General features: G+C 62.7%; 16 protein-coding genes. 11 read left to right on the top strand and 5 right to left on the bottom strand.

What is annotated here, in order from left to right; all coding sequences use genetic code 11:
• Positions 1-164: 164 nt before the first annotated feature.
• From ACVWXD_RS01010 to ACVWXD_RS01000, 3 genes are all read left to right on the top strand, one after another.
• Positions 165-977 (top strand): cytochrome C assembly family protein, encoded by an 813-nt coding sequence (locus ACVWXD_RS01010; RefSeq protein WP_032890784.1) that lies wholly within the window; start codon positions 165-167, stop codon positions 975-977.
• A 12-nt stretch (positions 978-989) separates the two neighbouring features.
• On the top strand, positions 990-2,228 hold the full coding sequence (locus ACVWXD_RS01005) for a transporter associated domain-containing protein (protein ID WP_457370602.1): 1,239 nt from the start codon (positions 990-992) through the stop codon (positions 2,226-2,228).
• 222 nt (positions 2,229-2,450) lie between these two features.
• Positions 2,451-3,761, top strand: a complete 1,311-nt coding sequence (locus ACVWXD_RS01000) for an MFS transporter (RefSeq protein ID WP_401383983.1) — start codon at positions 2,451-2,453, stop codon at positions 3,759-3,761.
• Between the two features lie 128 nt (positions 3,762-3,889).
• On the opposite strand, the gene purT is transcribed toward ACVWXD_RS01000, so the two are convergent.
• The 5 genes from purT to ACVWXD_RS00975 all read right to left on the bottom strand — a co-directional run bounded on the left by purT (position 3,890) and on the right by ACVWXD_RS00975 (position 7,147).
• On the bottom strand, positions 3,890-5,071 hold the full coding sequence (gene purT, locus ACVWXD_RS00995) for a formate-dependent phosphoribosylglycinamide formyltransferase (RefSeq protein ID WP_003193969.1): 1,182 nt from the start codon (positions 5,069-5,071) through the stop codon (positions 3,890-3,892).
• 69 nt (positions 5,072-5,140) lie between these two features.
• Positions 5,141-5,608 (bottom strand): VUT family protein, encoded by a 468-nt coding sequence (locus ACVWXD_RS00990; RefSeq protein WP_032890779.1) that lies wholly within the window; start codon positions 5,606-5,608, stop codon positions 5,141-5,143.
• A gap of 164 nt (positions 5,609-5,772) precedes the next feature.
• Positions 5,773-5,988 carry a DUF1289 domain-containing protein gene (locus ACVWXD_RS00985; protein ID WP_032890777.1) on the bottom strand — a complete coding sequence of 72 codons (216 nt, stop codon included), beginning with the start codon at positions 5,986-5,988 and terminating at the stop codon, positions 5,773-5,775.
• Positions 5,985-6,509 (bottom strand): gamma carbonic anhydrase family protein, encoded by a 525-nt coding sequence (locus ACVWXD_RS00980; RefSeq protein ID WP_032890775.1) that lies wholly within the window; start codon positions 6,507-6,509, stop codon positions 5,985-5,987. Before ACVWXD_RS00980 ends, ACVWXD_RS00985 begins: the two co-directional genes overlap by 4 nt.
• 35 nt (positions 6,510-6,544) lie before the next feature.
• Positions 6,545-7,147, bottom strand: a complete 603-nt coding sequence (locus ACVWXD_RS00975) for a CoA pyrophosphatase (protein WP_032890773.1) — start codon at positions 7,145-7,147, stop codon at positions 6,545-6,547.
• Between the two features lie 146 nt (positions 7,148-7,293).
• Between ACVWXD_RS00975 and ACVWXD_RS00970 the strand changes: the two genes are divergently transcribed.
• The 8 genes from ACVWXD_RS00970 (at position 7,294) to ACVWXD_RS00935 (ending at position 21,550) form a co-directional block, all read left to right on the top strand.
• Complete coding sequence (locus tag ACVWXD_RS00970) at positions 7,294-7,842, top strand: NUDIX hydrolase (RefSeq protein WP_032890771.1); 549 nt, start codon at positions 7,294-7,296, stop codon at positions 7,840-7,842.
• Positions 7,843-7,870: 28 nt separating this feature from the next.
• Positions 7,871-8,374: a L,D-transpeptidase family protein gene (locus ACVWXD_RS00965; RefSeq protein ID WP_457370601.1), complete on the top strand. Its 504-nt coding sequence runs from the start codon at positions 7,871-7,873 to the stop codon at positions 8,372-8,374.
• Between the two features lie 261 nt (positions 8,375-8,635).
• Positions 8,636-9,385 (top strand): GntR family transcriptional regulator, encoded by a 750-nt coding sequence (locus ACVWXD_RS00960; RefSeq protein ID WP_032890767.1) that lies wholly within the window; start codon positions 8,636-8,638, stop codon positions 9,383-9,385.
• Positions 9,386-9,404: 19 nt separating this feature from the next.
• Positions 9,405-10,511: an N-acetylglucosamine-6-phosphate deacetylase gene (gene nagA, locus ACVWXD_RS00955; protein WP_457370600.1), complete on the top strand. Its 1,107-nt coding sequence runs from the start codon at positions 9,405-9,407 to the stop codon at positions 10,509-10,511.
• Complete coding sequence (locus ACVWXD_RS00950; RefSeq protein ID WP_032890762.1) at positions 10,504-11,514, top strand: SIS domain-containing protein; 1,011 nt, start codon at positions 10,504-10,506, stop codon at positions 11,512-11,514. Before nagA ends, ACVWXD_RS00950 begins: the two co-directional genes overlap by 8 nt.
• Before the next feature lie 36 nt (positions 11,515-11,550).
• The gene (gene ptsP / locus ACVWXD_RS00945) at positions 11,551-14,061 is read left to right on the top strand and encodes a phosphoenolpyruvate--protein phosphotransferase (protein WP_401383974.1); all 2,511 of its coding nucleotides are present in this window, start codon (positions 11,551-11,553) and stop codon (positions 14,059-14,061) included.
• Between the two features lie 26 nt (positions 14,062-14,087).
• Positions 14,088-15,794, top strand: a complete 1,707-nt coding sequence (gene nagE / locus ACVWXD_RS00940; protein WP_260367513.1) for an N-acetylglucosamine-specific PTS transporter subunit IIBC — start codon at positions 14,088-14,090, stop codon at positions 15,792-15,794.
• Between the two features lie 77 nt (positions 15,795-15,871).
• On the top strand, positions 15,872-21,550 hold the full coding sequence (locus ACVWXD_RS00935) for a membrane-targeted effector domain-containing toxin (protein ID WP_286819646.1): 5,679 nt from the start codon (positions 15,872-15,874) through the stop codon (positions 21,548-21,550).
• The last annotated feature ends 35 nt before the right edge of the window (positions 21,551-21,585 follow it).

Here is a 21,585-nt window from a genome sequence, read left to right as displayed (position 1 = left end):
TAAATCGCTATTAAAAACAGCGCTCAGCGAGCCTGCGGCGTGGGCAGGTCGCGGATTATAGCGAAGACTGCGCCCATGCACACCCGCTGTCTGGTCCGGGAGTCTTTCGTGGAACGCAGGTGTATGCCAAACTCAGCGCCTTTCGGGCTTGTCTATCAGGATTTATGGTCCCCTTGTCACCCAGTTTGCTACCCAGTCTCGCCGCCGCCCTCTTATATGCCGCTGCGACCTTCTATCAGGGCACTCGTCTTGCCCAAGGCACCAAGGCGGACAAACGCCTGCTGGTCGGCCTGGGCGTACTCGCCCTGCTGGCTCATGCCGCGAGCCTGTTCACCCACCTGATGACGCCGGTCGGCCTGGGCCTGGACTTTTTCAGTGCCGCCAGCCTGATCGCTGCAGCGGTCATCGCGCTGACGCTGCTGGCCTGCTACCGGATCCCCGTTGAGAACCTACTGGTCCTGCTCTTCCCCCTGGGCGTACTGACGGTGCTACTGGCGCAGTTCGCGCCCACCGGCACGGTGCAGGTGATTGACGAAGAACCCGGTATCCTCGCCCATATCCTGCTGTCGATCCTGGCCTACGGCATGTTCACCATCGCGGTGTTCCAGGCCCTGCTCCTGCTCCTGCAGGATCACCAGCTCAAGCACAAGCACCCCTCCGGCCTGATCAAGAACTTCCCTCCGCTGCAAACCATGGAAAGCCTGCTATTCGGTTTCCTATGGGCCGGCTGGACGCTGCTCTCGCTGTCGCTTATCTCCGGCTGGTTGTTCGTCGAGAACCTGTTTGCCCAGCACCTGGTGCACAAGACCCTGCTGGCGTGCCTGGCCTGGGTGGTGTTCAGCGTGTTGCTGTGGGGCCGCAATCGCCTCGGCTGGCGCGGGCACAAGGCGATCCGCTGGACCCTGGCCGGTTTCTGCCTGCTGATGCTGGCCTATTTCGGCAGCAAGCTGGTTCGCGAATACATCCTGCATATTTGACGGGCAGCAATCATGGACAACTTGCCCCTTGGGCCGATGCTCGCGGTAATCGCCTTGCTGGTGTTATGGGCGGCGCTGTTTACCGCCATCGAAGCCGCACAACAACACCTGCTGGCCCTGCGCCCCGGTACACGTCAGGGCGACAAGGCTGCCGCCCGCCTGAGTTTCCCGCGCCACAGCCTGATCCTGTGCAACAGCCTGTGCCGTGCGGCCGTGGTAATCCTCTGTACCCTGCTGGCGATTTATGCCTGGGCACAGAACGGCCCGTGGCTCGGCTGGCTGATCTCCTGCGCTGTTCTACTGATCCTGGCCGACTACCTGCCACGCGCCCTGGCAACCCGCCATCCGCAAGCGGTGCTGGGCTTCGGCAACACGCTGCTGGGCGTGCCATTGAAAATCCTCTATCCCGCCGCCTGGCTGCTCAATGGCATCAGCCTGTTGCTGCTACGCCCGTTTGCCCGAAAGCCCGGCGTGGTGAAAAACAGCGACGAGCCACAGCCCGACCACGACGATGAGCCGCAGCCCGAGGCCGACGACAGCCGCACCCCTCGCATGCCGGGCATCCACGCCTTGGACAACATCACCGTCAATGACATCCTGGTACCCCGCAGCGAAGTGGACGGTATCAACCTGGATGACTCGATCGAAGAAATCATCGAGCAACTGCGCACCTCACCGCGCACTCGCCTGCCGGTGTTCCACAGTGACATCAATCAGGTCGAAGCCGTACTGAACACCCGGCTGATACAGCATCTGCTGCCGGACGCCAGCCTCACCAAGGAAGCCTTGCTCGAGGCCTCCTACGAACCCTACTTCGTACCGGAAAGCACGCCCCTCCAGCTGCAACTGCTGAACTTCCACAAACAGCAGCGGCGCCTGGGCATGGTGGTGGATGAATATGGCGAAGTGCTGGGCATCGTTACTCTGGAAGACATCCTCGAAGAAATCGTCGGAGAGTTCGAAAGTGAACAAGGTACGGACAACCCGCATATCGAAGCGCAGCCCGATGGCCGCTACATCATTGATGGCGCCGCTTCGATCCGCGAACTGAACAAGAGCCTGGGATGGCACCTGCCAAGCGACGGCCCCAAGACGCTCAACGGCCTGGTGACCGAAGCCCTGGAGACCATTCCGGATTTCGCGGTGTGCCTGAAGATCGGCCGCTACCGCCTGGAAATCCTCGAAACCGAGGACAACCGGGTGAGCAAGGTACTGATCTGGCACACCAGTCGAGTGCCGGTGGCCGTTTAATCCGCTTGTTCGATGCGCAACCCCCTTCCTATAATCGGGTCGGCTTACCCAAGCCCCGCCCGACCGTGTGCTATCCGCACTGAGCGCGTCCAGGCACCGCAGCATCCTGTCTGACCGGTGTACGCTCCCATCCCGAGCCGCCCCGCGCACACCCCTGATCCAGGGGTGTTCGACCAATAATAATCCGCGTCCAAACGCGCAATGACTGTCAGGGATAACTCAATGAGCACCACCTATAACGAGGCTGCGACCGCCGCCCCAACCAACTCGACTGCACGAGTCGCCACCGCGAGCATCGTCGGTACCGCCATCGAGTTCTACGACTTCTATATCTACGCCACCGCCGCTGCCCTGGTGATCGGCCCGGTATTCTTCCCGCAAACCTCCGGCACCGCGCAGATGCTGGCGTCATTCCTGACCTTCGGTATCGCCTTTATCGCCCGCCCACTGGGTTCAGCGCTGTTCGGCCACTTTGGCGACCGTATCGGCCGCAAGTCGACGCTGGTGGCTTCACTGCTGCTGATGGGCGTGTGCACCACGTTGATCGGTTTGCTGCCCGGCTATGACAGCATCGGGGCCTGGGCGCCGATCCTGTTGTGCGTGCTGCGTTTCGGCCAGGGCCTTGGCCTGGGCGGGGAATGGGGCGGCGCGGCGCTGCTGGCTACCGAGAATGCGCCAAAGGGCAAACGCGCCTGGTTCGGCATGTTCCCGCAGCTTGGCCCATCGATCGGCTTCCTGGCCGCAAACGGCTTGTTCCTGATCCTGGCCATGAGCCTCAACGACGAGCAATTCCGTGGCTGGGGCTGGCGCATCCCGTTCATCCTCAGCGCGGCGCTGGTGATGGTCGGCCTGTACGCGCGGTTGAAATTGCATGAAACCCCGGTGTTCGCCAACGCCGTGGCCAAGGAAAAACCGGTAAAGGTGCCGCTGGTGGAATTGTTCAGCCAGCATTGGCTGCCGGTGCTGCTGGGCGCCGCATCGATGGTGGTGTGCTATGCGCTGTTCTATATCACCACGGCGTTCTCCCTGAGCTACGGCGTGTCGACCTTGGGCTACAGCCGCGAGACATTCCTTGGCCTGCTGTGCTTCGCGGTGCTGTTCATGGGTTTGGCCACACCGTTGGCTGCCTTGGCCAGTGATCGGTACGGGCGCAAGCCGGTGCTGATCGTCGGCGCAGTCCTGGCGATCCTGTCCGGCTTCACCATGGAGCCACTGCTGACTCACGGCTCGACCTGGGCCGTGGCACTGTTCCTGGCGCTGGAGCTGTTCCTGATGGGTGTGACCTTCGCACCGATGGGCGCCCTGCTGCCAGAGCTATTCCCAACCCGCGTGCGTTATACCGGCGCTTCGGCGGCGTATAACTTGGGTGGAATTGTGGGAGCTTCGGCGGCACCGTTTTTCGCAACCAAGCTGGTGGCGATGGGCGGGCTCAGTTATGTCGGCGGGTATGTGTCGGCGGCAGCGTTGCTCAGCTTGATTGCTGTGCTGTGCCTGAAAGAGACGCGGGATAATGATTTGAACAAGGTTGCCTGATAGACCGCTATCGGCGGCAAGTCGAATCGTCGCACCGCCCCTCCCACATTTTGAGCGCATTTCTACAGATTAAACGCGGTCAAGTGTGGGAGGGGCGGTGCGAAGATTCGATTTGCCCCCGATGCTTTCTAGAGCTCTACCACAACCGCCTGGGAAGCACGGGTTGCCTTGGCCCGAGCCGCTTCAATCGACTCATCCCGCGCCAACGCCACGCCCATGCGGCGCTGGCCATTCACTTCTGGCTTACCAAACAGACGCAACGCGGTGTCCGGCTCGCTCAGTGCAGCGCCGAGGTTGGCGAATGCGGTCTGGGTCGACTGCCCTTCCACCAGAATCACCGCCGAGGCCGAAGGCCCGAACTGGCGAATCAACGGGATTGGCAAGCCCAGAATGGCGCGCGCGTGCAGGGCAAACTGCGATAGATCCTGGGAAATCAAGGTCACCAGACCCGTGTCGTGCGGGCGCGGCGACACTTCGCTGAACCACACCTGATCGCCCTTAATGAACAGCTCCACGCCAAACAGACCACGGCCACCCAAGGCTTCGGTCACGGCTTTGGCAACGCGCTCGGATTCCGCCAGGGCAACCGGGCTCATGGCCTGTGGCTGCCAGGATTCCTGATAGTCGCCCTTCTCCTGACGGTGGCCGACTGGCGCGCAGAAGGTGGTGCCGCCGATATGGCGCACGGTCAGCAAGGTGATTTCGTAGTCGAAGTCGATAAAACCTTCGATGATCACGCGGCCTTTGCCAGCCCGCCCGCCTTCCTGGGCGTAATCCCAGGCCTTCTGCACATCGTCAGCGCTGCGCAGCAAGCTCTGGCCTTTGCCAGACGAGCTCATCACTGGCTTGACCACGCACGGGAAGCCCAGATCCTGGACGGCCTTGCTGTAGTCTTCAAAGGTGTCGGCGAAGTGGTACGGCGAGGTCGGCAGGTCCAGCTCTTCGGCGGCCAGGCGACGGATGCCTTCGCGGTTCATGGTCAGCGACGTGGCGCGCGCGGTCGGGATCACGGTGAAGCCTTCGGCTTCCAGCTCCACCAGGGTAGCGGTGGCGATGGCTTCGATTTCCGGCACGATGAAGTGCGGCTTTTCCGCTTCGATCACCGCACGCAGGGCGGCGCCGTCGAGCATGTTGATCACATGGCTACGGTGGGCAACCTGCATGGCCGGCGCATTGGCGTAGCGATCCACGGCAATCACTTCAACGCCCAGGCGTTGCAGTTCGATCACCACTTCCTTGCCCAGCTCACCGCAGCCACACAGCAAAACGCGGGTCGCGGTTGGCGACAATGGAGTTCCGATTCGGGTCATCTCAGGTCCTCAGGGGAGCGGATCATGGGGAGAAAGGCCGGCATTTTACATGAACTGTAAAAATTGGCCTCAGTTGGCGACGGCCCGCTTGCGGATACGCCAGGCCATGATCAGCCACACCACCGTGACCCCGGCGAATTTCGATGCCAAGGCCGTACCCACCACCGCCGGCGTCAGCGCGCCGATCAGTCCGAAGAAGATAAACGTGTCGAGGGGAATGCTCAGCGCCGAACTTATCCACAGGCGATCGTGGAGCGGGCGCTTGGTGATGCTGAACACCAGCCAGTCGATGCATTCGGACACCGCGAATGCCGTGGCACTGGCCAGGGCAATGGCAGGGTCGGAAGTGACATAGGACAGTACCAGCGCCGCCAACATGGCGATGATCGCACCGTGGCCGAAGCGGGTTTGCACCATGTCGCGCAGAATAAATACCAGGCCACCCCAGGCGGACCAGATCACGTCAAGGTGCGGGGCGGTGGAGAAAGCGAAGTTGATCAGCACGACGCTGCTGATGTAGGCGATCAGGAAGAGCATGGGGCGAGAGACCTGTGAACAAGGGGCACAGGGTACTTCACATTTTGAAATATGTCGTCTGGGAGGGCCTCATCGGGGGCAAGCCCCCTCCCACATTTTGACCGTATTCCTACAGATTAAACGCGGTTAAGTGTGGGAGGAGGCTTGCCCCCGATGGCGATCTATCAGGCGCCGGATTTACCAGAAGCCATAAACACCAGCCCAGCCGCCACCGCTCGCTCGTGGCACAAGCCCAACACCACCCGGCGTTCGGCGTTGTCCATGCGGCTCCAGCGCGTGATTTCATCCACGGTGCGCTGGCAGCCGGTGCAGATGTCGTCATCATCCAGCGCGCAAATGCTCACGCACGGCGAGCCAACGGGGCGTTCAATCGGGTTCATTCTTGCTGCTCAGCCAGGTCGCGGGCATAGCGCTGTGAGTTATGCACATAGTGGGCGGCGCTGGCTTCGAGCATGCGCTTCTGGGCGTCGGTCAACTCCCGCACCACTTTGCCCGGCGAGCCCATGACCAGCGAGCCATCGGGAATTTCCTTGCCTTCGCCAATCAGCGAGTTAGCGCCAATGATGCAGTGCTTGCCGATTTTCGCGCCGTTGAGGATCACTGCATTGATGCCGATCAGACTGTAATCGTCCACGGTGCAGCCGTGCAGCATGGCGTTATGGCCGATGGTCACGCCCGTGCCCAGAGTCAGCGGATAGCCCATATCGGTGTGCATCACGCTGCCGTCCTGCACATTACTGTTCTTGCCGATCAGGATCAGTTCGTTGTCGCCACGCAATACCGCGTTGAACCAGACGTTGGCGCCCTCTTCCAGCTTGACCTTGCCCACCAGCGTGGCGTTCGGCGCCACCCAGCTGTTGGGATGCGTCTCGACGCGGGCGTCGCCCAGGCGGTATTTCATGGTGTGTCCTCACGGCTTGCCATTCAAACGATGGCTTAGATATTGATGAAGCTCTTGGGCGGCTGGTGCAGGCTGATCTGGGCGTCGTCATAGAGCAGGTTGATCAACTCGACGATCATGATCGCCGTCAGCCCCCAAATCTTGTATTCGCCAAACCTATAGCTGGGCACATACCAACTGCGGCCCTGGTAATCGATTCTGTGGGTATGTTCGCGCGGATCCTGTCGGAAAAAGTCCAGGGGTACGCTGAAAACGGCGGCAATCTCTGCATCATTGGCCAGGTATTCGACGTAATCAGGGACCACGCCGACATAAGGTGTGACGCGAATACCATGCAGGGAGATCAGGGGGCTCAACGGGCCGATCACTTCGACCAAGCCAGGCGGCAGGCCGATTTCCTCTTCGGCCTCACGCAGGGCGGTGAAAATCAGGTCCGGGTCTTCGGGGTCGCGACGACCGCCGGGAAACGCCACTTCGCCACCGTGGGTCGACAGGCCGCTGGCGCGTAGGGTCAGGATCAGCTCGGGTTCATCACTGCGGGTAATCGGCACCAGCACCGCAGCCTCGGGGAAACGCCCGTCGGTTTCCAGCGTGTGGGGGGTGTGGTTGCTTACCCGGCGAAGTAGCTCGTCCAGCATGAGTCATCTCGGTCTGTTGGCTACCATGCATCATGCACCAAAGCGTGCGGGCGCCCAACCCCAAAACCCGGCGGGTGTCGCTAAACGACAACTTGCAGGCCCCTGCCCGCCACGCCAAGATAGGCGCACTTTCCAGGAACCCCAGCATGAAATTCTGCAGCCAGTGCGGTAAACCGGTCACCCAACGCATTCCAGAAGGCGACGGGCGCCTGCGTTTTGTGTGTGATCACTGCTCGACCATTCACTATCAGAACCCCAATATCGTCGCCGGGACCGTGCCGGTGTGGGGCGATAAAGTGCTGCTGTGCCGACGCGCCATCGAACCGCGCCTCGGCTACTGGACCCTGCCCGCGGGCTTTATGGAAAACGGCGAGACCGTCGAACAGGCCGCCACGCGCGAAACCCAGGAAGAAGCCTGCGCCCGCGTGCGCAACTTGGCGATTTACACCCTGATCGATGTGCCGCACATCAACCAGGTGCATATCTTCTACCGCGCCGAACTGGTCGACCTGGACTTCGCCGCAGGCCCCGAAAGCCTTGAAGTGCAGTTGTTTGACGAAGCCGACATCCCTTGGTCCGAGCTGGCTTTCCGCACGGTGGGACGTACCTTAGAATGCTTTTTCGCTGACCGCAGACTTGAGTCCTACCCGGTGCGCAGCGAGGCTGTGCCGCCGATGGGCAAGCCCGCCCAATAATAATCCGGCATCAAGGGAAATCGTTTTAATGCGTTGGTTGCTTGCTCTGCTCTGCCTGTCGTTCGCTACCCTTTCGCCGGCTTCTACCGTGGAGACCCTGGGCGGCAAAACCGTCGAAAAAGTCCTGGTGCTCAAGTCCGCCCATCAATTGCAACTGATCAACGACGGCAAGCCGATCAAGACTTACCGCATTTCCCTGGGCAAAAACCCCATGGGCCACAAGCTGATAGAGGGCGACCGCCGCACCCCGGAAGGCCTGTACTGGATCGACTGGCGCAAGACCAGCGACCGCTTCAACCTGGCCATGCACATCTCCTACCCCAATATCAGCGACGCCGCCCGCGCGCGTCGCGAAGGCGTGAAGCCCGGCAGCATGATCATGATCCACGGCACGCCTGACACCGAAGACTATCCCGAACAGTGGTTCCACACCCTGGACTGGACCGACGGCTGCATCGCCATGCGCAACGTCGATATGCGTGAAGTCTGGACCCTGGTCAAAGACGGCACCCTGATCGAGATTCGGCCGTAATCGTCGACCGTTCGTAAAATAATTCGAAAATTTTTCCCGCCTTCAACAGCGCCCGCCGGTGAATACCAGTTCACCGCGCGGGCTGCGCCGTTCTGCGCGCCATAAAGACCTCTCTAATACCACTTAAGACCGAGCCCCGTTATAGGGCCATAAAAACCGGATTTGCACCGTTTTCGCTGCATTGACATGGTATTTAAGTGGTATTAATTTCCGGCCAATACCGGGCGACAACACTCCAATAACGCATCGGAAACCTGACAGATGAATCCCATCCTGGCCCTGCGCCCTGACGACAAACAATCCACGCCGCTTTACCTGCAATTGGCCCGCAAGCTGGAAGCGGCCATCCATGCCGGCGAGTGGAAATCCGAACAGGCATTGCCGTCTGAACGCGTCCTTAGCGAGCAACTGAGCATCTCGCGAGTCACCGCCCGCAAGGCGCTGGAAGTGTTGTTTGCCCAAGGCCTGATCCGCCGCAGCCAGGGCTCCGGTACCTTTATCACGCCTCGCCTGGAACAGCCGCTCTCACGCCTGTCGGGTTTCAGCGAGATGTTGCGCCTCAAGGGCTTTGTGCCCAGCTCCCAATGGCTGGAGCGTGACATCACCCCGCCGACCCATGAAGAGCTGATCCGCCTGGCCCTGTCGCCCACCGACAAAGTGGCGCGCCTCAAGCGTTTGCGTAAAGCCGACGACACCGTCATGGCCATTGAGATGACCACCATGCCCGCCTCGGTGCTGCCGCAACCGCAAGCCATCGGCAGCTCGCTGTACGAGTACCTGGAAAGTATCGGCAAGCCCATCGTCCGTGCCCTGCAGCATATCCAGGCGGTCAACGCCTCGGACGAGTTCGCCGCCCTGGTGGGCATCGCCCCCGGCACCGCCATGCTGCTGATGACCCGCGTGGGCTACACCGCCGACAACACGCCGATTGAAATCACCGACACCTACTGCCGCAACGACTACTACGACTTTGTCGCAGAGCTGCGTCGATATGACTTTGCCGCCGAGTAGCGGCCTTAGAGAACTGCCCATGTCCGAAGATAATATCCTCACGCCCCACGGCTGGATTCGCGGCCGCCTGGTGCATGAACACAGCAAGGTGACCGCCATTGAAGGCGTGCCTTGCGACCCGACGCAAAACGATTTGCCCTACCTGCTGCCGGGCTTTATCGACCTGCATGTGCACGGCGGCGGTGGCAAGGACATCATGGAAGGCATCGACGCCTTCGAGACCATCACCCGCACCCACGTGCGCTTTGGCACCACCTCGCTGCTGGCCACCACCATGACCGCGCCGGTGGATGAAATCTCCAGCGTGCTCGGTCAACTCGGCGGATTTTGCGAGCAGCGCCCTGCCGGCAGCGCCCGAGTACTCGGCGTACACCTGGAAGGGCCTTACATCAACCCAGGCAAACTTGGCGCCCAACCCAACTTCGCCCACACCGCGCTGATGGAAGAAGTCGAGGCGTACCTGCGCCTGGCGCCCATCCGAGTGATCACCATCGCCCCGGAAATCGCCGGCCACGACGCCCTGATCCGCACCCTCAGCGAGCGCGGCGTACGCATGCAGATCGGCCACACCTTGGGCAGCTATGAAGAAGGCGTCGCCGCCCTCGCCGCGGGCGCCACCAGTTTTACCCATCTGTACAACGCGATGAGCCCGTTGCATCACCGCGAGCCGGGGATCGTCGGCGCCGCGCTGGCCCACGCCAAGTACGCCGAGTTGATTCCGGACCTGCTGCATGTGCACCCCGGCGCGATACGCGTGGCGCTACGGTCGATCCCTTGCCTGTATTGCGTTACCGACTCCACCGCCGCCGCCGGCATGCCCGATGGCGAATACAAGCTGGGCAGCCACACCGTGACCAAATGCCTGGGCGGCGTACGCCTGGCCGACGGCACCCTGGCCGGCAGCACGCTGACCATGGACCAGGCGCTGCGCAATCTGGTGAAGATCGGCCTGCCTATCAGCGAAGCCTCACAACGCCTGTCGCAATTTCCTGCGGATTACCTGGGCCTGGAAGAACGCGGCCGCCTGCAACCCGGCAGCTTTGCCGACTGCGTACGCCTGGACCGCTCCCTGCAACTCACCGACGTCATGGTCGAAGGAGAAACCATTGTCTTCAAAAATGCTTGAAGAGGCCTTGGCCTCCTGTGACGCCGTCGCGGCGCAACTGCAACGCCTGAACCCGGCACTGGAAGAAATCGCCGGCCGCCTGCGCCGCCAGCCGCCGCAAGTGGCGATGACCATCGCCCGTGGCAGCTCGGACCACGCCGCCAGCTATTTCGCCTACCTGGCCATGCAACATGTGGGCATTCCGGTGGCGTCGTTGCCGATGTCGGTGGTGACCTTGCTGCAAGCGCCGTTGAAGGTCAGCGGCCAGGTGGCGTTCGGTTTCTCGCAGTCCGGCCAAAGCCCGGACCTGGTCAACAGCCTGCGCCTGCTGCGTAAGCGCGGGGCTTTGAGCATCTCGTTGGTCAACGCCGAAGACTCGCCGCTGGAAGCCGCCTGTGAATTCCACGTGCCGCTGTGCGCCGGGCCGGAACTCAGCGTGGCCGCGACCAAAAGCTTTATCGCCACCCTCAGCGCCAGCGCGCTGTTGGTCGGCCACTGGAATCAGGAAGCCGACCTGCTGCAAGCCTGCCAGGCGTTGCCCGATGGCCTGCGTGAAGCGGCCCGCCAGGATTGGAGCCGCGCCATCGACGCCCTGCGCGACAGTCAGCGCCTGATGGTGATCGGCCGTGGCGCCGGTTTTGCCATTGCCCAGGAAGCCGCACTCAAGCTCAAGGAAACCTCGGCGATCCAGGCCGAAGCCTTCAGCAGCGCCGAGGTGCGCCATGGGCCGATGGCCTTGATCGGCGACAACTATCCACTGTTGGTGTTTGCCCCGCGCGGCGCCGAGCAGGCAGGCCTGTTGAGCCTGGCCGCCGACATGCGCCAGCGCGGTGCCCGCGTGCTGTTGGCCGCGCCGGACGATATCGCCGAACGCGACCTGACCCTGAGCCGCGCCGAACACCCGAGCCTGGACCCGGTGCTGGCGATCCAGAGTTTCTACGTCATGGCCGCCGGTCTGGCGGTCGCCCGCGGCATGGACCCGGACCAACCGCGCCACCTGAGCAAAGTCACCCGCACTCACTGAGTGGTGTGCCGTGTTTTCCTGATGAGTACCGTGCCCATGTCTAACAACAATAATGCAGTAACCCTCAGCGCCCCCCTCAGTGGGCCGGTGCTGACCCTGGGCAACGTCCCCGACGAAGTATTCGCCAGCGGTGCCATGGGCGAAGGCCTTGCGATCGACCCGCTTAACAGCTGCCTGCATGCGCCCTGCGACGGCGAGATCATTCACGTCGCGCGTACCGGCCACGCGCTGACAATCCGCGCCGACAATGGCGCCGAGCTGCTGATGCATCTGGGCATCGACACCGTCGAGCTGAAGGGCGAAGGTTTTGCGCTGCTGGTCAAACAGGGCGCGCGGGTGAGCCTGGGCCAGGCGCTGGTACGGTTTGACCTGGATTGCATTGCGCGCCAGTGCAAGAGCCTTATCAGCCTGATCATCCTAACCAATGGCGAGCACTTTGACGTGCTGCCTCTGGCGTCGCAAACCGTCAACGTCGGCGAGCCACTGATGCAGGTCATCGCGCGGTCGACAGCGCCCGCTCAGACGGCTGTGGATAACTCCATCGAAGAAGCCAGCGCCCGTGTGCACATCACCCATCGAGGCGGCTTGCATGCTCGGCCCGCAGCGCTGATCCGCAAGACGGCCCAGGGTTTCAGCAGCCAGGCGCGCTTGCACTACGCTGACAAGTCGGCCGCCTGCGACAGCTTGATCGGTTTGATGGGGCTCGGCATCGGCGAAGGCGACGAAGTGCGCGTCACTTGCCGGGGCAAGGACTGCGAGGCGGCGTTGCAGGCCTTGGTTGCCGCGCTGTCTGCACCGATGAAAGAAGAACATCACGCGCCTGCCGCCGTTACGCCACGCCGAGCCAATACCGAAGCCGGTGTATTGCAAGGCGTCTGCGCGGCGCCCGGCCTGGTCTGCGGGCCGCTGTTTCGCCTGAGCGGTATCGAGCTGCCCGCAGACACGGGCCAGCATTCGGCCGACGAACAACTGCAACGTCTGGACACGGCGCTGGAGCAGGTGCGCGGTGAAATTCGCAACACCCTGGAGCACGCCCGCCAGCGTAAAAACGTCGAGGAAGAAGACATCTTCGCCGCCCACCTGGCCCTGCTGGAAGACCCGACCCTGCTGGAAGCCGCCACGGGTGCCATCGAGCAAGGCAGCGCCGCCACCCATGCCTGGCGCGATGCGATCCAGGCCCAGTGCGCAGTGCTGCTGGCATTGGGCAAGCCATTGTTCGCCGAGCGCGCCAACGACCTGCGCGACCTACAACAACGCGTGCTGCGCACATTGCTGGGTGAAGCCTGGCACTTCGAGTTACCCGCTGGCGCCATCGTCAGCGCCCATGAACTGACGCCCTCGGATTTGCTGCAACTGAGCGCGCAGCAGGCCGTCGGCCTGTGCATGGCCGAAGGCGGCGCGACCTCCCATGTGGCGATTCTGGCGCGCGGCAAAGGGCTGCCCTGCGTGGTCGCGCTGGGCAGCGAAGTCCTCGACGTACCGCAAGGCCAGCGGGTGGTGCTGGACGCCGCCAACGGTCGCCTGGAACTGGCGCCCAGCGAAGCCCGTCACGCTCAAGTGCACCAGATTCGCGACGCGCAAAAACTGCGCCGCCAACAGCAACAGGCCCAGGCTCACCAGCCGGCACGCACCAGTGACGGCGTAGGCATTGAAGTGGCCGCCAATGTTGCCTCCAGCGCCGACGCCCAAACAGCGTTTGAAAACGGCGCCGATGGTGTCGGCCTGCTGCGTACCGAATTCCTCTTTGTCGACCGCCGCACCGCGCCGGATGAACAGGAGCAACGCCAGGCCTATCAAGCCGTGCTGGACGCCATGGGCGACAAGTCGGTGATCATCCGCACCATCGATGTGGGCGGCGACAAACAACTCGACTACCTGCCCCTGCCCGTCGAAGCCAACCCGGTCTTGGGCCTGCGCGGTATCCGCATGGCCCAGGTGCGTCCCGAACTGCTCGACCAGCAACTGCGCGCGCTGCTGCAACTCACACCGTTGGCGCGCTGCCGCATCCTGCTGCCGATGGTCAGCGAAGTCGACGAACTGCTGGAGATCCGCCAGCGCCTGGATGAACTGTGTGCGCAGCTGAAGCTGACCCAGCGCCCTGAATTGGGGGTGATGATCGAAGTTCCCGCCGCCGCGCTGATGGCCGAACAACTGGCTGAACATGCGGACTTCCTGTCCATCGGCACCAATGACCTGTCCCAGTACACCCTGGCCATGGACCGCGACCACGCCGGCCTCGCCGCGCGGGTCGACGCGCTGCACCCGGCGCTGCTGCGGCTGATCGCCCAAACCTGCGACGGCGCAGCCAAGCATGGGCGCTGGGTTGGCGTCTGCGGCGCGCTGGCGTCCGACCCGCTGGCCACCCCCGCACTGATCGGCCTGGGGGTCAGCGAGCTGTCGGTGAGCCCGCCGCAAATCGCAGAAATCAAGGACCGCGTCCGCCACCTGGATGCGGCGCAATGCCGGCAACTGAGCCTTAGCCTGCTCGACCTGAGCAGCGCCAAAGCCGTACGCCAAGCCTGTCAACACCACTGGCCGCTGAGCTGACAACAACAAGAAAAAGGAGACCCGCCATGTACCAACTGTTCATCGAAGGCCTGCAACGCCTGGGCCGCGCGCTGATGCTGCCTATCGCCATCCTGCCGATTGCCGGCCTGCTGTTGCGCCTGGGCGATACCGACCTGCTCAACATCGCAGTGATGCACGATGCCGGCCAGGCGATCTTCGCCAACCTGGCGCTGATCTTCGCCATCGGTATCGCCGTGGGCTTTGCCCGCGACAATAACGGCACAGCCGGGCTGGCCGGTGCGATTGGCTACCTGGTGATGATCTCTACCCTCAAGGTGATGGACACCAGCATCAACATGGGCATGCTCGCCGGGATCGCCAGCGGCTTGATGGCCGGTGCGCTGTATAACCGTTTCAAGGACATCAAGCTGCCTGAGTACCTGGCCTTCTTCGGCGGGCGACGGTTCGTGCCGATTGTCACCGGGTTCTCAGCGGTTGGGCTGGGGGTGATCTTTGGCCTGATCTGGCCGCCGATCCAGCACGGCATCAACAGTTTCGGCGTGCTGCTGATGGAAAGCGGCAGCATCGGCGCGTTCGTGTTCGGCGTGTTCAACCGCCTGCTGATCGTCACCGGCTTGCACCACATCCTCAACAACATGGCCTGGTTTGTGTTCGGCAGCTTCACCGACCCGGCCACCGGCGCCGTAGTGACCGGCGACTTGACCCGCTATTTTGCCGGTGACCCCAAAGGAGGCCAATTCATGACCGGCATGTTCCCGGTGATGCTGTTCGGCCTGCCCGCCGCGTGCCTGGCGATGTACCGCAACGCCCTGCCGGAACGGCGCAAGGTGATGGGCGGGATCTTCCTGTCGATGGCGCTGACCTCGTTTCTCACCGGCGTGACCGAGCCGATTGAATTCGCATTCATGTTTCTCGCGCCGTTCCTGTACCTGATCCATGCGCTGCTCACCGGTCTGTCGATGGCCGTGACCAATATGCTGAATATCCACCTGGGCTTTACCTTCTCCGGCGGGTTTATCGACATGGTGCTGGGCTGGGGCAAGTCCACCAATGGCTGGCTGGTGGTGCCGGTGGGGCTGGCGTACGCAGCGATCTACTACACGGTGTTCAGCTACTGCATTCGCCGCTTCAACCTGAAAACCCCGGGCCGTGAAGACGGCCAAGTGGCACCGGCCGAAGCAATGAGCGACAACCAGCGCGCCACGGCGTACATCCGCGCCTTGGGCGGCGCGGACAATCTGCTGAGCGTCGGTGCCTGCACCACTCGCCTGCGCCTGGACATGGTTGACCGCAACAAGGCAGTGGATGCCGAGCTCAAAGCCCTGGGCGCGATGGCCATTGTGCGGCCGGGCAACGGGGGCAGTTTGCAGGTAGTGGTCGGGCCGCTGGCAGACAGCATTGCCGATGAGATTCGTCTGGCGATGCCGACCTCCGTCAGCACATCACCTGCCAGCGCCACTGCGCCGACTCAAGCCAGCAACGTTGCCTCGACCGTGGCGCAGCAATGGCTGGATGCGCTGGGCGGTCAGGCCAATGTCGTGCAGTTGGAATGCGTGGCCATGACCCGCCTGCGCCTGCACCTGGCCGACGAAAACGCGCTGTCGCAGGCGCAGCTCACGGCACTCGGTTGCCAGGGTGTCAGCCGGATCGACGCCGGTGTGTGGCACCTGCTGGTCGGCGAGCAGGCCCAAGGCTTAAGCGCCGCACTCAAGGCCCTGACCTCTCGCCAGCCAGTCCGCGCCGGCGCCTGACCTACCTATCTACCGCCCTGTTCGGGGCGGTCGTGCCCATGCTGAGGGCTCCAATCCTCAGCATGGAGCCTGTGCCCGTGAGCACTTCCACCCCACCCCTGACCTTTGACGAGATCAAAGGCTCACTCAACTTGATCGGCCACCACCTACTCGACCTCGATGCACCGCTGCTGCCGACGCAGCCGGCGTCGCCTCCACTCGCGTACCTGGAGCGCCTGAATACCCATCTGGAAAACTACCGCCAGCAGTTCCTGACAAACAGCCGCGTGCTGTACCAGAACCTGGCCAACAGCGATCTGCGCAGTACTGAAGGTCAGGCCCTGCTGACCACGCTCAAGGCCACGCTCAACACGCAATTGCTGGATATGGATAGCCGCGAGCAGATCGACGGCAAAGCGCGCAAATCCTTCATGACCTTTGAAGCCGGCTACACCGCACTGACCCACGAAACCGCACTCGCGGTCGCCGATCGCCTTTTCCACCCTCAAGAGCAGGCGATCCTGGACCGCGTACCACTGGGCGTCACGCAACGCCCCGGCCTGTATGCACTGACCTTTGAATACCAGGGGCAAACCATCGAACTGGCCGGCGCGTTTGTGCTGACCGAACATTCAAGCCCGATGGTAAGCGAGCTTCAATCGAGCACGCCGGTTGGCCGCGTGGCACTGTTCACTCCCTCGCGCGGGATTGAGTTTTTCGCCTCCCTGGCCGACCTCGACAGCGATCTGTTCCAACGCCTGGACACCGCCGCCGAGCGCGCTCACTTCATGGGCCTGCTGGCGACCGACTACCGCGCACTGACGCCGCAAGCCATCTGGCCGCTGGCATTGACCCCGATCAGCGAACGGCCACTGTTCGAGCACCTCGACAACCAACTGATCGCCAAGCGCAGCGCCGACATCGACCGCGCCCTGAGCCTGGTGGACAACCCGCACACTGACGCGCAGGCACTGATCAATGCGCTGGAGCAGGCCATCGTCGACGCCGTGCCCGACCTCGGCGCGCGACTGCAATGGCGCGCCCAATTGCTGCTCGACCGATGGTTACGGCACAGCGCGCCAGACTGGTACCGCAGCGCCTCAGACACCCAACGCGCACGACTCGCCGAACACTTGCAGCATTACGACCAGTCCCGGCAGCGCCTGGAACAACTGTTCGGCGCCCTGGGCACGCCGTACACACTGGCACGCCACCAATGGCTGGAACGCCTGAGCGATGACCTGGATATCCACGACCTGGAACCACAACGCTTGCTGGTGACCACCCGCCGCGCCGTCACACCGATCGGTGAATACAGCCACAAACGCGACCTGGTCGAATTGGCCTTGCGTGGCCTGCATCCCGACGATGAAAACGCCGGTTCCGATTTCCTCGAAAAGACCAGCCTCAGCTACGACGGCGCGCCACTGCCCGACACCTACGCCGCGCTGACACCGGCCTGGCTCGCGCAACAAATGGGCACGTTGCAACCGCGTATCGACTTCAGGGACCTGCAAAAGCAGCTGCATGCCAAGACCGAGCTGTGCCAGGCCATCGAAGCCATGCTCGACCACAGAATCAACGCGCTGGCCTGCACCGCAATGCTGCAGGGGCATCTCACTGCTGACGATTTCGAACTGATCCAACGCGTGCGCCAGGGCAGCGATCCATTGCTGAGCGCCACGACCCTGGCGCTGCACGAGGCCCAACTGCAAGACCTGTGGGTGCTGCTCCGGCGCGACGCCAGCGGCGCCGTCGACCGCGTGTTGCTGTGTACGCCGCAGGCTCCGCGCGAGCAAAAGTTCCAGGCGTTCGGCAGTGAAATTGCCTGCCAGAACCACATCCTCGGCTGGACTTTGGACAATGGCCTCAAATCGCCGCCAGGTACCCTCACCGATTACCTGATCAGCCGCGTCGCCCTGCGCTTTCGGGCCAAGATGAAACAGGTGCTCAGCGGCCTGAGCTACAAGTTTCACGCCCAGGAACACCGCGAAATCAGCTTCGGACACGCCGGCAGCCATGCCGATTGCCTCAAGGCCATGGCCACCCATGTGTTGGCCACGCGCCTGGATGACGATGAGTTCAGCACGCCCGCCTGGTTCCGTGCTGCGCCGCTGACCACGCGGCGAACCCTGATGAAACTGGCGGACGACACCAAAGGCGGTCTGCGCGCCTACAACGATTATTCGTTGTCCGAGGCGCAAGTGCCGGGCTTCAGCGCTTACCTGCATGAGCAGGCGCGCGCCCGTCTGAATGAGCTGTTGGGACGCCCACGCAACGATGTCGACCCCGACACTGTTTGGGCCTACTCACCGGGGTCGGCAAAGGCTGCGCCCATCAACTACACCCAGCTGTATCGCGACGGCTATGCCGATGGGATCGGTTTTCTCGACGAAAAGTTCTCGCGCTCGGCACGTTTCAAAGGCCCCGAAGGCATCGACCTGAGCCCATTGACCGCCGAAAAAGTCGCACGCTCGGTCACCGGCGTCTGGATCGGCCAGCGCTACATCGATGAGATCAAGACACGCCTACTGAACGTCGGCAGCCCGGACTACAAGCTGCGCCGCGATACCACACTGGCCATTACTCAATGGCAATTGCGCAGTGCCGCTCTGGAATCTCACTTGCAGGGGGATATCGCGTCCATCGACCGGGAATGGCTGGAGCGCAGTATTGCGAAGATGGGCGAGACGGCACCGGCCATCCGCCGCGACCATGGGATCCACCGCCTGGTCATCGACGGCGACTGGGTGATCGGCTGCTATCTGTTCACCCATGCCGATGACCCAACGCTTCTCTACACCCCCAATGCCCCGGACGGCGTCAGCGTGCGCGAAGCCAGGCAGTTCAACTACCTGCTGAAAAAACTGCCCGGCATGCTCGGTTACCTGGTGCAACGCGTCGCGGTGCAGTCCCAGGGACGAGTGCGCACATTCCTGGAGGACGCCCGGCACCAGTTGCCTGAAGGGCTGGATAAAACCAGCATCAGCCCGCCGCGCTATGACCCGATACGCGCGCAAACCCAGATCCAGGACCTGCGGCGCGAGGTGTATGACCTCAAGCTGCAACGCACCATTGATGATGTTCACGCGACTACCGTCAACCGCACCCAGATGATCAGCGGCATCGCCTGGACCTGTGTGGAATGGGTTGCCGCCATCGCTACCGCGCCTTTTCCAGTACTGAGCCTGAGCATCGGTCTGGCGCTGGCGTTCAAGGACGCCATGCTGGCTCTGCACGCTTACCACCAGGGCGACAACGCCCAGGCCCTGGAACACTTGATGGGTTACCTGCTCAACAGCGCCGGCGGGCTGTTCACCGACCTGCGCCCGGCCCTCGGCACCTTGCAACAGTTCGCCGTGCGCCAGGCCCCAAGGCGCCTCGTACAGAGCCCGACGCTGCAGTTGATCAGCGCCGTGGAACCGGCGCCACTCAAGCCTGCGGGGATGCAATCGGTGCTGTTCAATGGCGAATATCTCTGGGCTCATCAGACTCCGGACCCGATCGGACGCTATTTGCTCTATCGCCTCGACCCGGTCACCGGCAAGCTGGTCTCCACCACCCGCCTCGCCGCACCGGATACCCAAGGTGTATGGCGCCGTACCGGTGTGACTGGCGGCGCGCCGAAGTATCAAAAAGTCCCGCAGGCCCCCGATGCGCTCAAGCACTACGAGATGCCCGCCCAGTACGCGGACAAACTGGAGCAGGTGCTCAACCCCGACCTCACGGCGCAACTGCGCCAACAGGGTGACTGGGTGTACCAAAACCCGCACGTCACCGTCGCTGCGGCGTCCCGGGAATTGCAGCCGGTGCGCGATGTGTATCAGCAACAAGTCAGCCAATTGACCCGCGACGCCGAGGACTTTTTCCGCCAGCAGCCGCCCGTCGCGCCCCGTGCCGAGGTACCTACGGTAACGCGGGAGACATCGTTGCCCACGCTCACCGATAACCCCGCATTTAGCCGCGCACCGAACCTGATCATTGGCGCCATCCCCGGCAGCGGTGTCGGCCAGCAGGTGCTTATCGAGAACATCGACGCGCTGCTCAACAAAGGTTTCAAGCGCCTGTACATCGAATACCTGCCCGGTGATGTGTTTCGCCTGAAACTGGACAAGCTCAACAGCGGCAAATCCTGGAAGCACATCGAGCGGCATCTGAAGCTCGTCGACAAGGCAATGGGCTTTGCCGACAACGCCGAATTCTCCTATGTGGCGCTGGTACGCAAGGCTTCGGCCAAAGGCATCAAGATCAAGGCACTGGACGCCTCGACCTGCTACGACCTGGATGATGCCCTCAACCTAGGCGACACCCCACCCACCACAACGCGCAGCACCGCGTTGCGCAACTTCTACTCGCACAAAGTCCTGCAAGGCGACAGCGAAGCCCTGCCCGATGAGCGCTGGATTGCCCTGTTGGACCCCGCGCGCATGCGCGCGGCTGATCAAGTCCCGGGCTTGGCCGATCTGCACAAGGCGGTTTCTGTGCGCGTGGAAAATGTCGGCGCTGACCATGCCGTGGGTTTGCGCATCGACGCCAGCGACGCTTCCGCCGATTACACCCTGGCCGTGCGCGGGCCTGAACGAACCGTAGAATCCCCTGGCCCGTCGAGTGGTGCGGCAACGGTCACGCATTACAGCGACTACGATATCGCTGCGGACCTGCGCGAAAGCATCCAGACCCAGTCATACCAGTCCCACGGCCTGGACAGTCATTTCCTGCCGGCCCCCGAGCACCGCAAGGCGTTTTCAGTGTTCAAGAAAACGCGGGAGCGTCTGACCCAAGATGCACAGCAGTACTTCAGCCAGCACACCCTGCCGGCTCGCCCGGAACTGTCGCGACTCAGCGGGCAGACGCAGCCGGAACCGTTTCTGCGCGCTGTCAGCGAAAGCCGGCTGGCGGGGCTGGTCATCGGCGAGGCCCACAGCGCGCAGACGAGCAAGGCGTTTCTGATCAAACACATGAAGCAACTCAAGGCGCTCAAGTTCGACACGCTGTACGTAGAACATTTGCTCACCGACCTGCACCAGGCAGAGCTGGATGCCTTCCGCCAATCCAAACGCCTTTCGCCCACGCTCAAGGACTACCTCAAACGCCAGGATGCCGGGCACATGCCGCTCTACAGTGGCGCTAACACCTACTTCGAAGTGATCCAGCAAGCCAACAAATATGGGTTGCGTGTACGCGCACTCGACTGCACCGCCAGTTACCACGTCAAGGGCGCCAACACAGAGGCGCGCAACCAGATGTTCAGCTACTTCGCGTCACGGGTGATCGACGCTGACCAGGCGGCGCACGGCCCACACAAATGGGTGGCGTTCATCGGCAGCGCCCACACCAACACCAACCTGCAAGTGCCCGGCCTGGCCGAGCTGCAAGGCGCCGCCAGCCTGCATATCCGCGATGCTGCGCCCAACCTGTCGTCCCCCATCCGCCCCGGCCGCTGGGAGACAGGTCTGGAAACCCGCTGGACGGCACTGCGCAGCGACTTCACGCTAAAGGTCGGCGTGGCTGGCATGCGTGAGCCTGCCGCATTCGTACCGCTGGACCGCACCCGACTGAAAGTGTCCGGCCACTTTCTGGTCGAACACCCGTCAATGGCCGAAAGCAACCTGCTGCACAAATCCCGCAGCGGCGAAATCGTCTCGACCCCGATCCAGGTCGATGACCAGGGCCTGTTCTACATCGATCGCTGGGGCATGGCGCAGCAGCGCTTCCTCTACCAAACCACCTTGATCGACGCCGTACGCGCCCAGGTACAACTGACGCCCGCGCCGTAATCCAGGCAACAAAAAACCCGCTGACCAAACTGGCC

The sequence above is a fragment of the Pseudomonas sp. TE3911 genome (genome assembly GCF_054062775.1).
Note: the sequence above shows the minus strand (reverse complement) of the source record. Positions and strands in the feature narration are given on the sequence as shown.

Bases quoted from the DNA above. Each gene is read 5' to 3' on its own strand.
- ACVWXD_RS00975 (WP_032890773.1), bottom strand. From the start codon at position 7,147: ATGCTGGACGAGCTACTTCGCCGGGTAAGCAACCACACCCCCCACACG.
- purT (WP_003193969.1), bottom strand. From the start codon at position 5,071: ATGACCCGAATCGGAACTCCATTGTCGCCAACCGCGACCCGCGTTTTG.
- ptsP (WP_401383974.1), top strand. From the start codon at position 11,551: ATGTCTAACAACAATAATGCAGTAACCCTCAGCGCCCCCCTCAGTGGG.
- ACVWXD_RS00960 (WP_032890767.1), top strand. From the start codon at position 8,636: ATGAATCCCATCCTGGCCCTGCGCCCTGACGACAAACAATCCACGCCG.
- ACVWXD_RS01000 (WP_401383983.1), top strand. From the start codon at position 2,451: ATGAGCACCACCTATAACGAGGCTGCGACCGCCGCCCCAACCAACTCG.
- ACVWXD_RS00980 (WP_032890775.1), bottom strand. From the start codon at position 6,509: ATGAAATACCGCCTGGGCGACGCCCGCGTCGAGACGCATCCCAACAGC.
- ACVWXD_RS00970 (WP_032890771.1), top strand. From the start codon at position 7,294: ATGAAATTCTGCAGCCAGTGCGGTAAACCGGTCACCCAACGCATTCCA.
- ACVWXD_RS00950 (WP_032890762.1), top strand. From the start codon at position 10,504: ATGCTTGAAGAGGCCTTGGCCTCCTGTGACGCCGTCGCGGCGCAACTG.
- ACVWXD_RS01005 (WP_457370602.1), top strand. From the start codon at position 990: ATGGACAACTTGCCCCTTGGGCCGATGCTCGCGGTAATCGCCTTGCTG.
- ACVWXD_RS00990 (WP_032890779.1), bottom strand. From the start codon at position 5,608: ATGCTCTTCCTGATCGCCTACATCAGCAGCGTCGTGCTGATCAACTTC.
- nagE (WP_260367513.1), top strand. From the start codon at position 14,088: ATGTACCAACTGTTCATCGAAGGCCTGCAACGCCTGGGCCGCGCGCTG.
- nagA (WP_457370600.1), top strand. From the start codon at position 9,405: ATGTCCGAAGATAATATCCTCACGCCCCACGGCTGGATTCGCGGCCGC.
- ACVWXD_RS00985 (WP_032890777.1), bottom strand. From the start codon at position 5,988: ATGAACCCGATTGAACGCCCCGTTGGCTCGCCGTGCGTGAGCATTTGC.
- ACVWXD_RS00965 (WP_457370601.1), top strand. From the start codon at position 7,871: ATGCGTTGGTTGCTTGCTCTGCTCTGCCTGTCGTTCGCTACCCTTTCG.
- ACVWXD_RS01010 (WP_032890784.1), top strand. From the start codon at position 165: ATGGTCCCCTTGTCACCCAGTTTGCTACCCAGTCTCGCCGCCGCCCTC.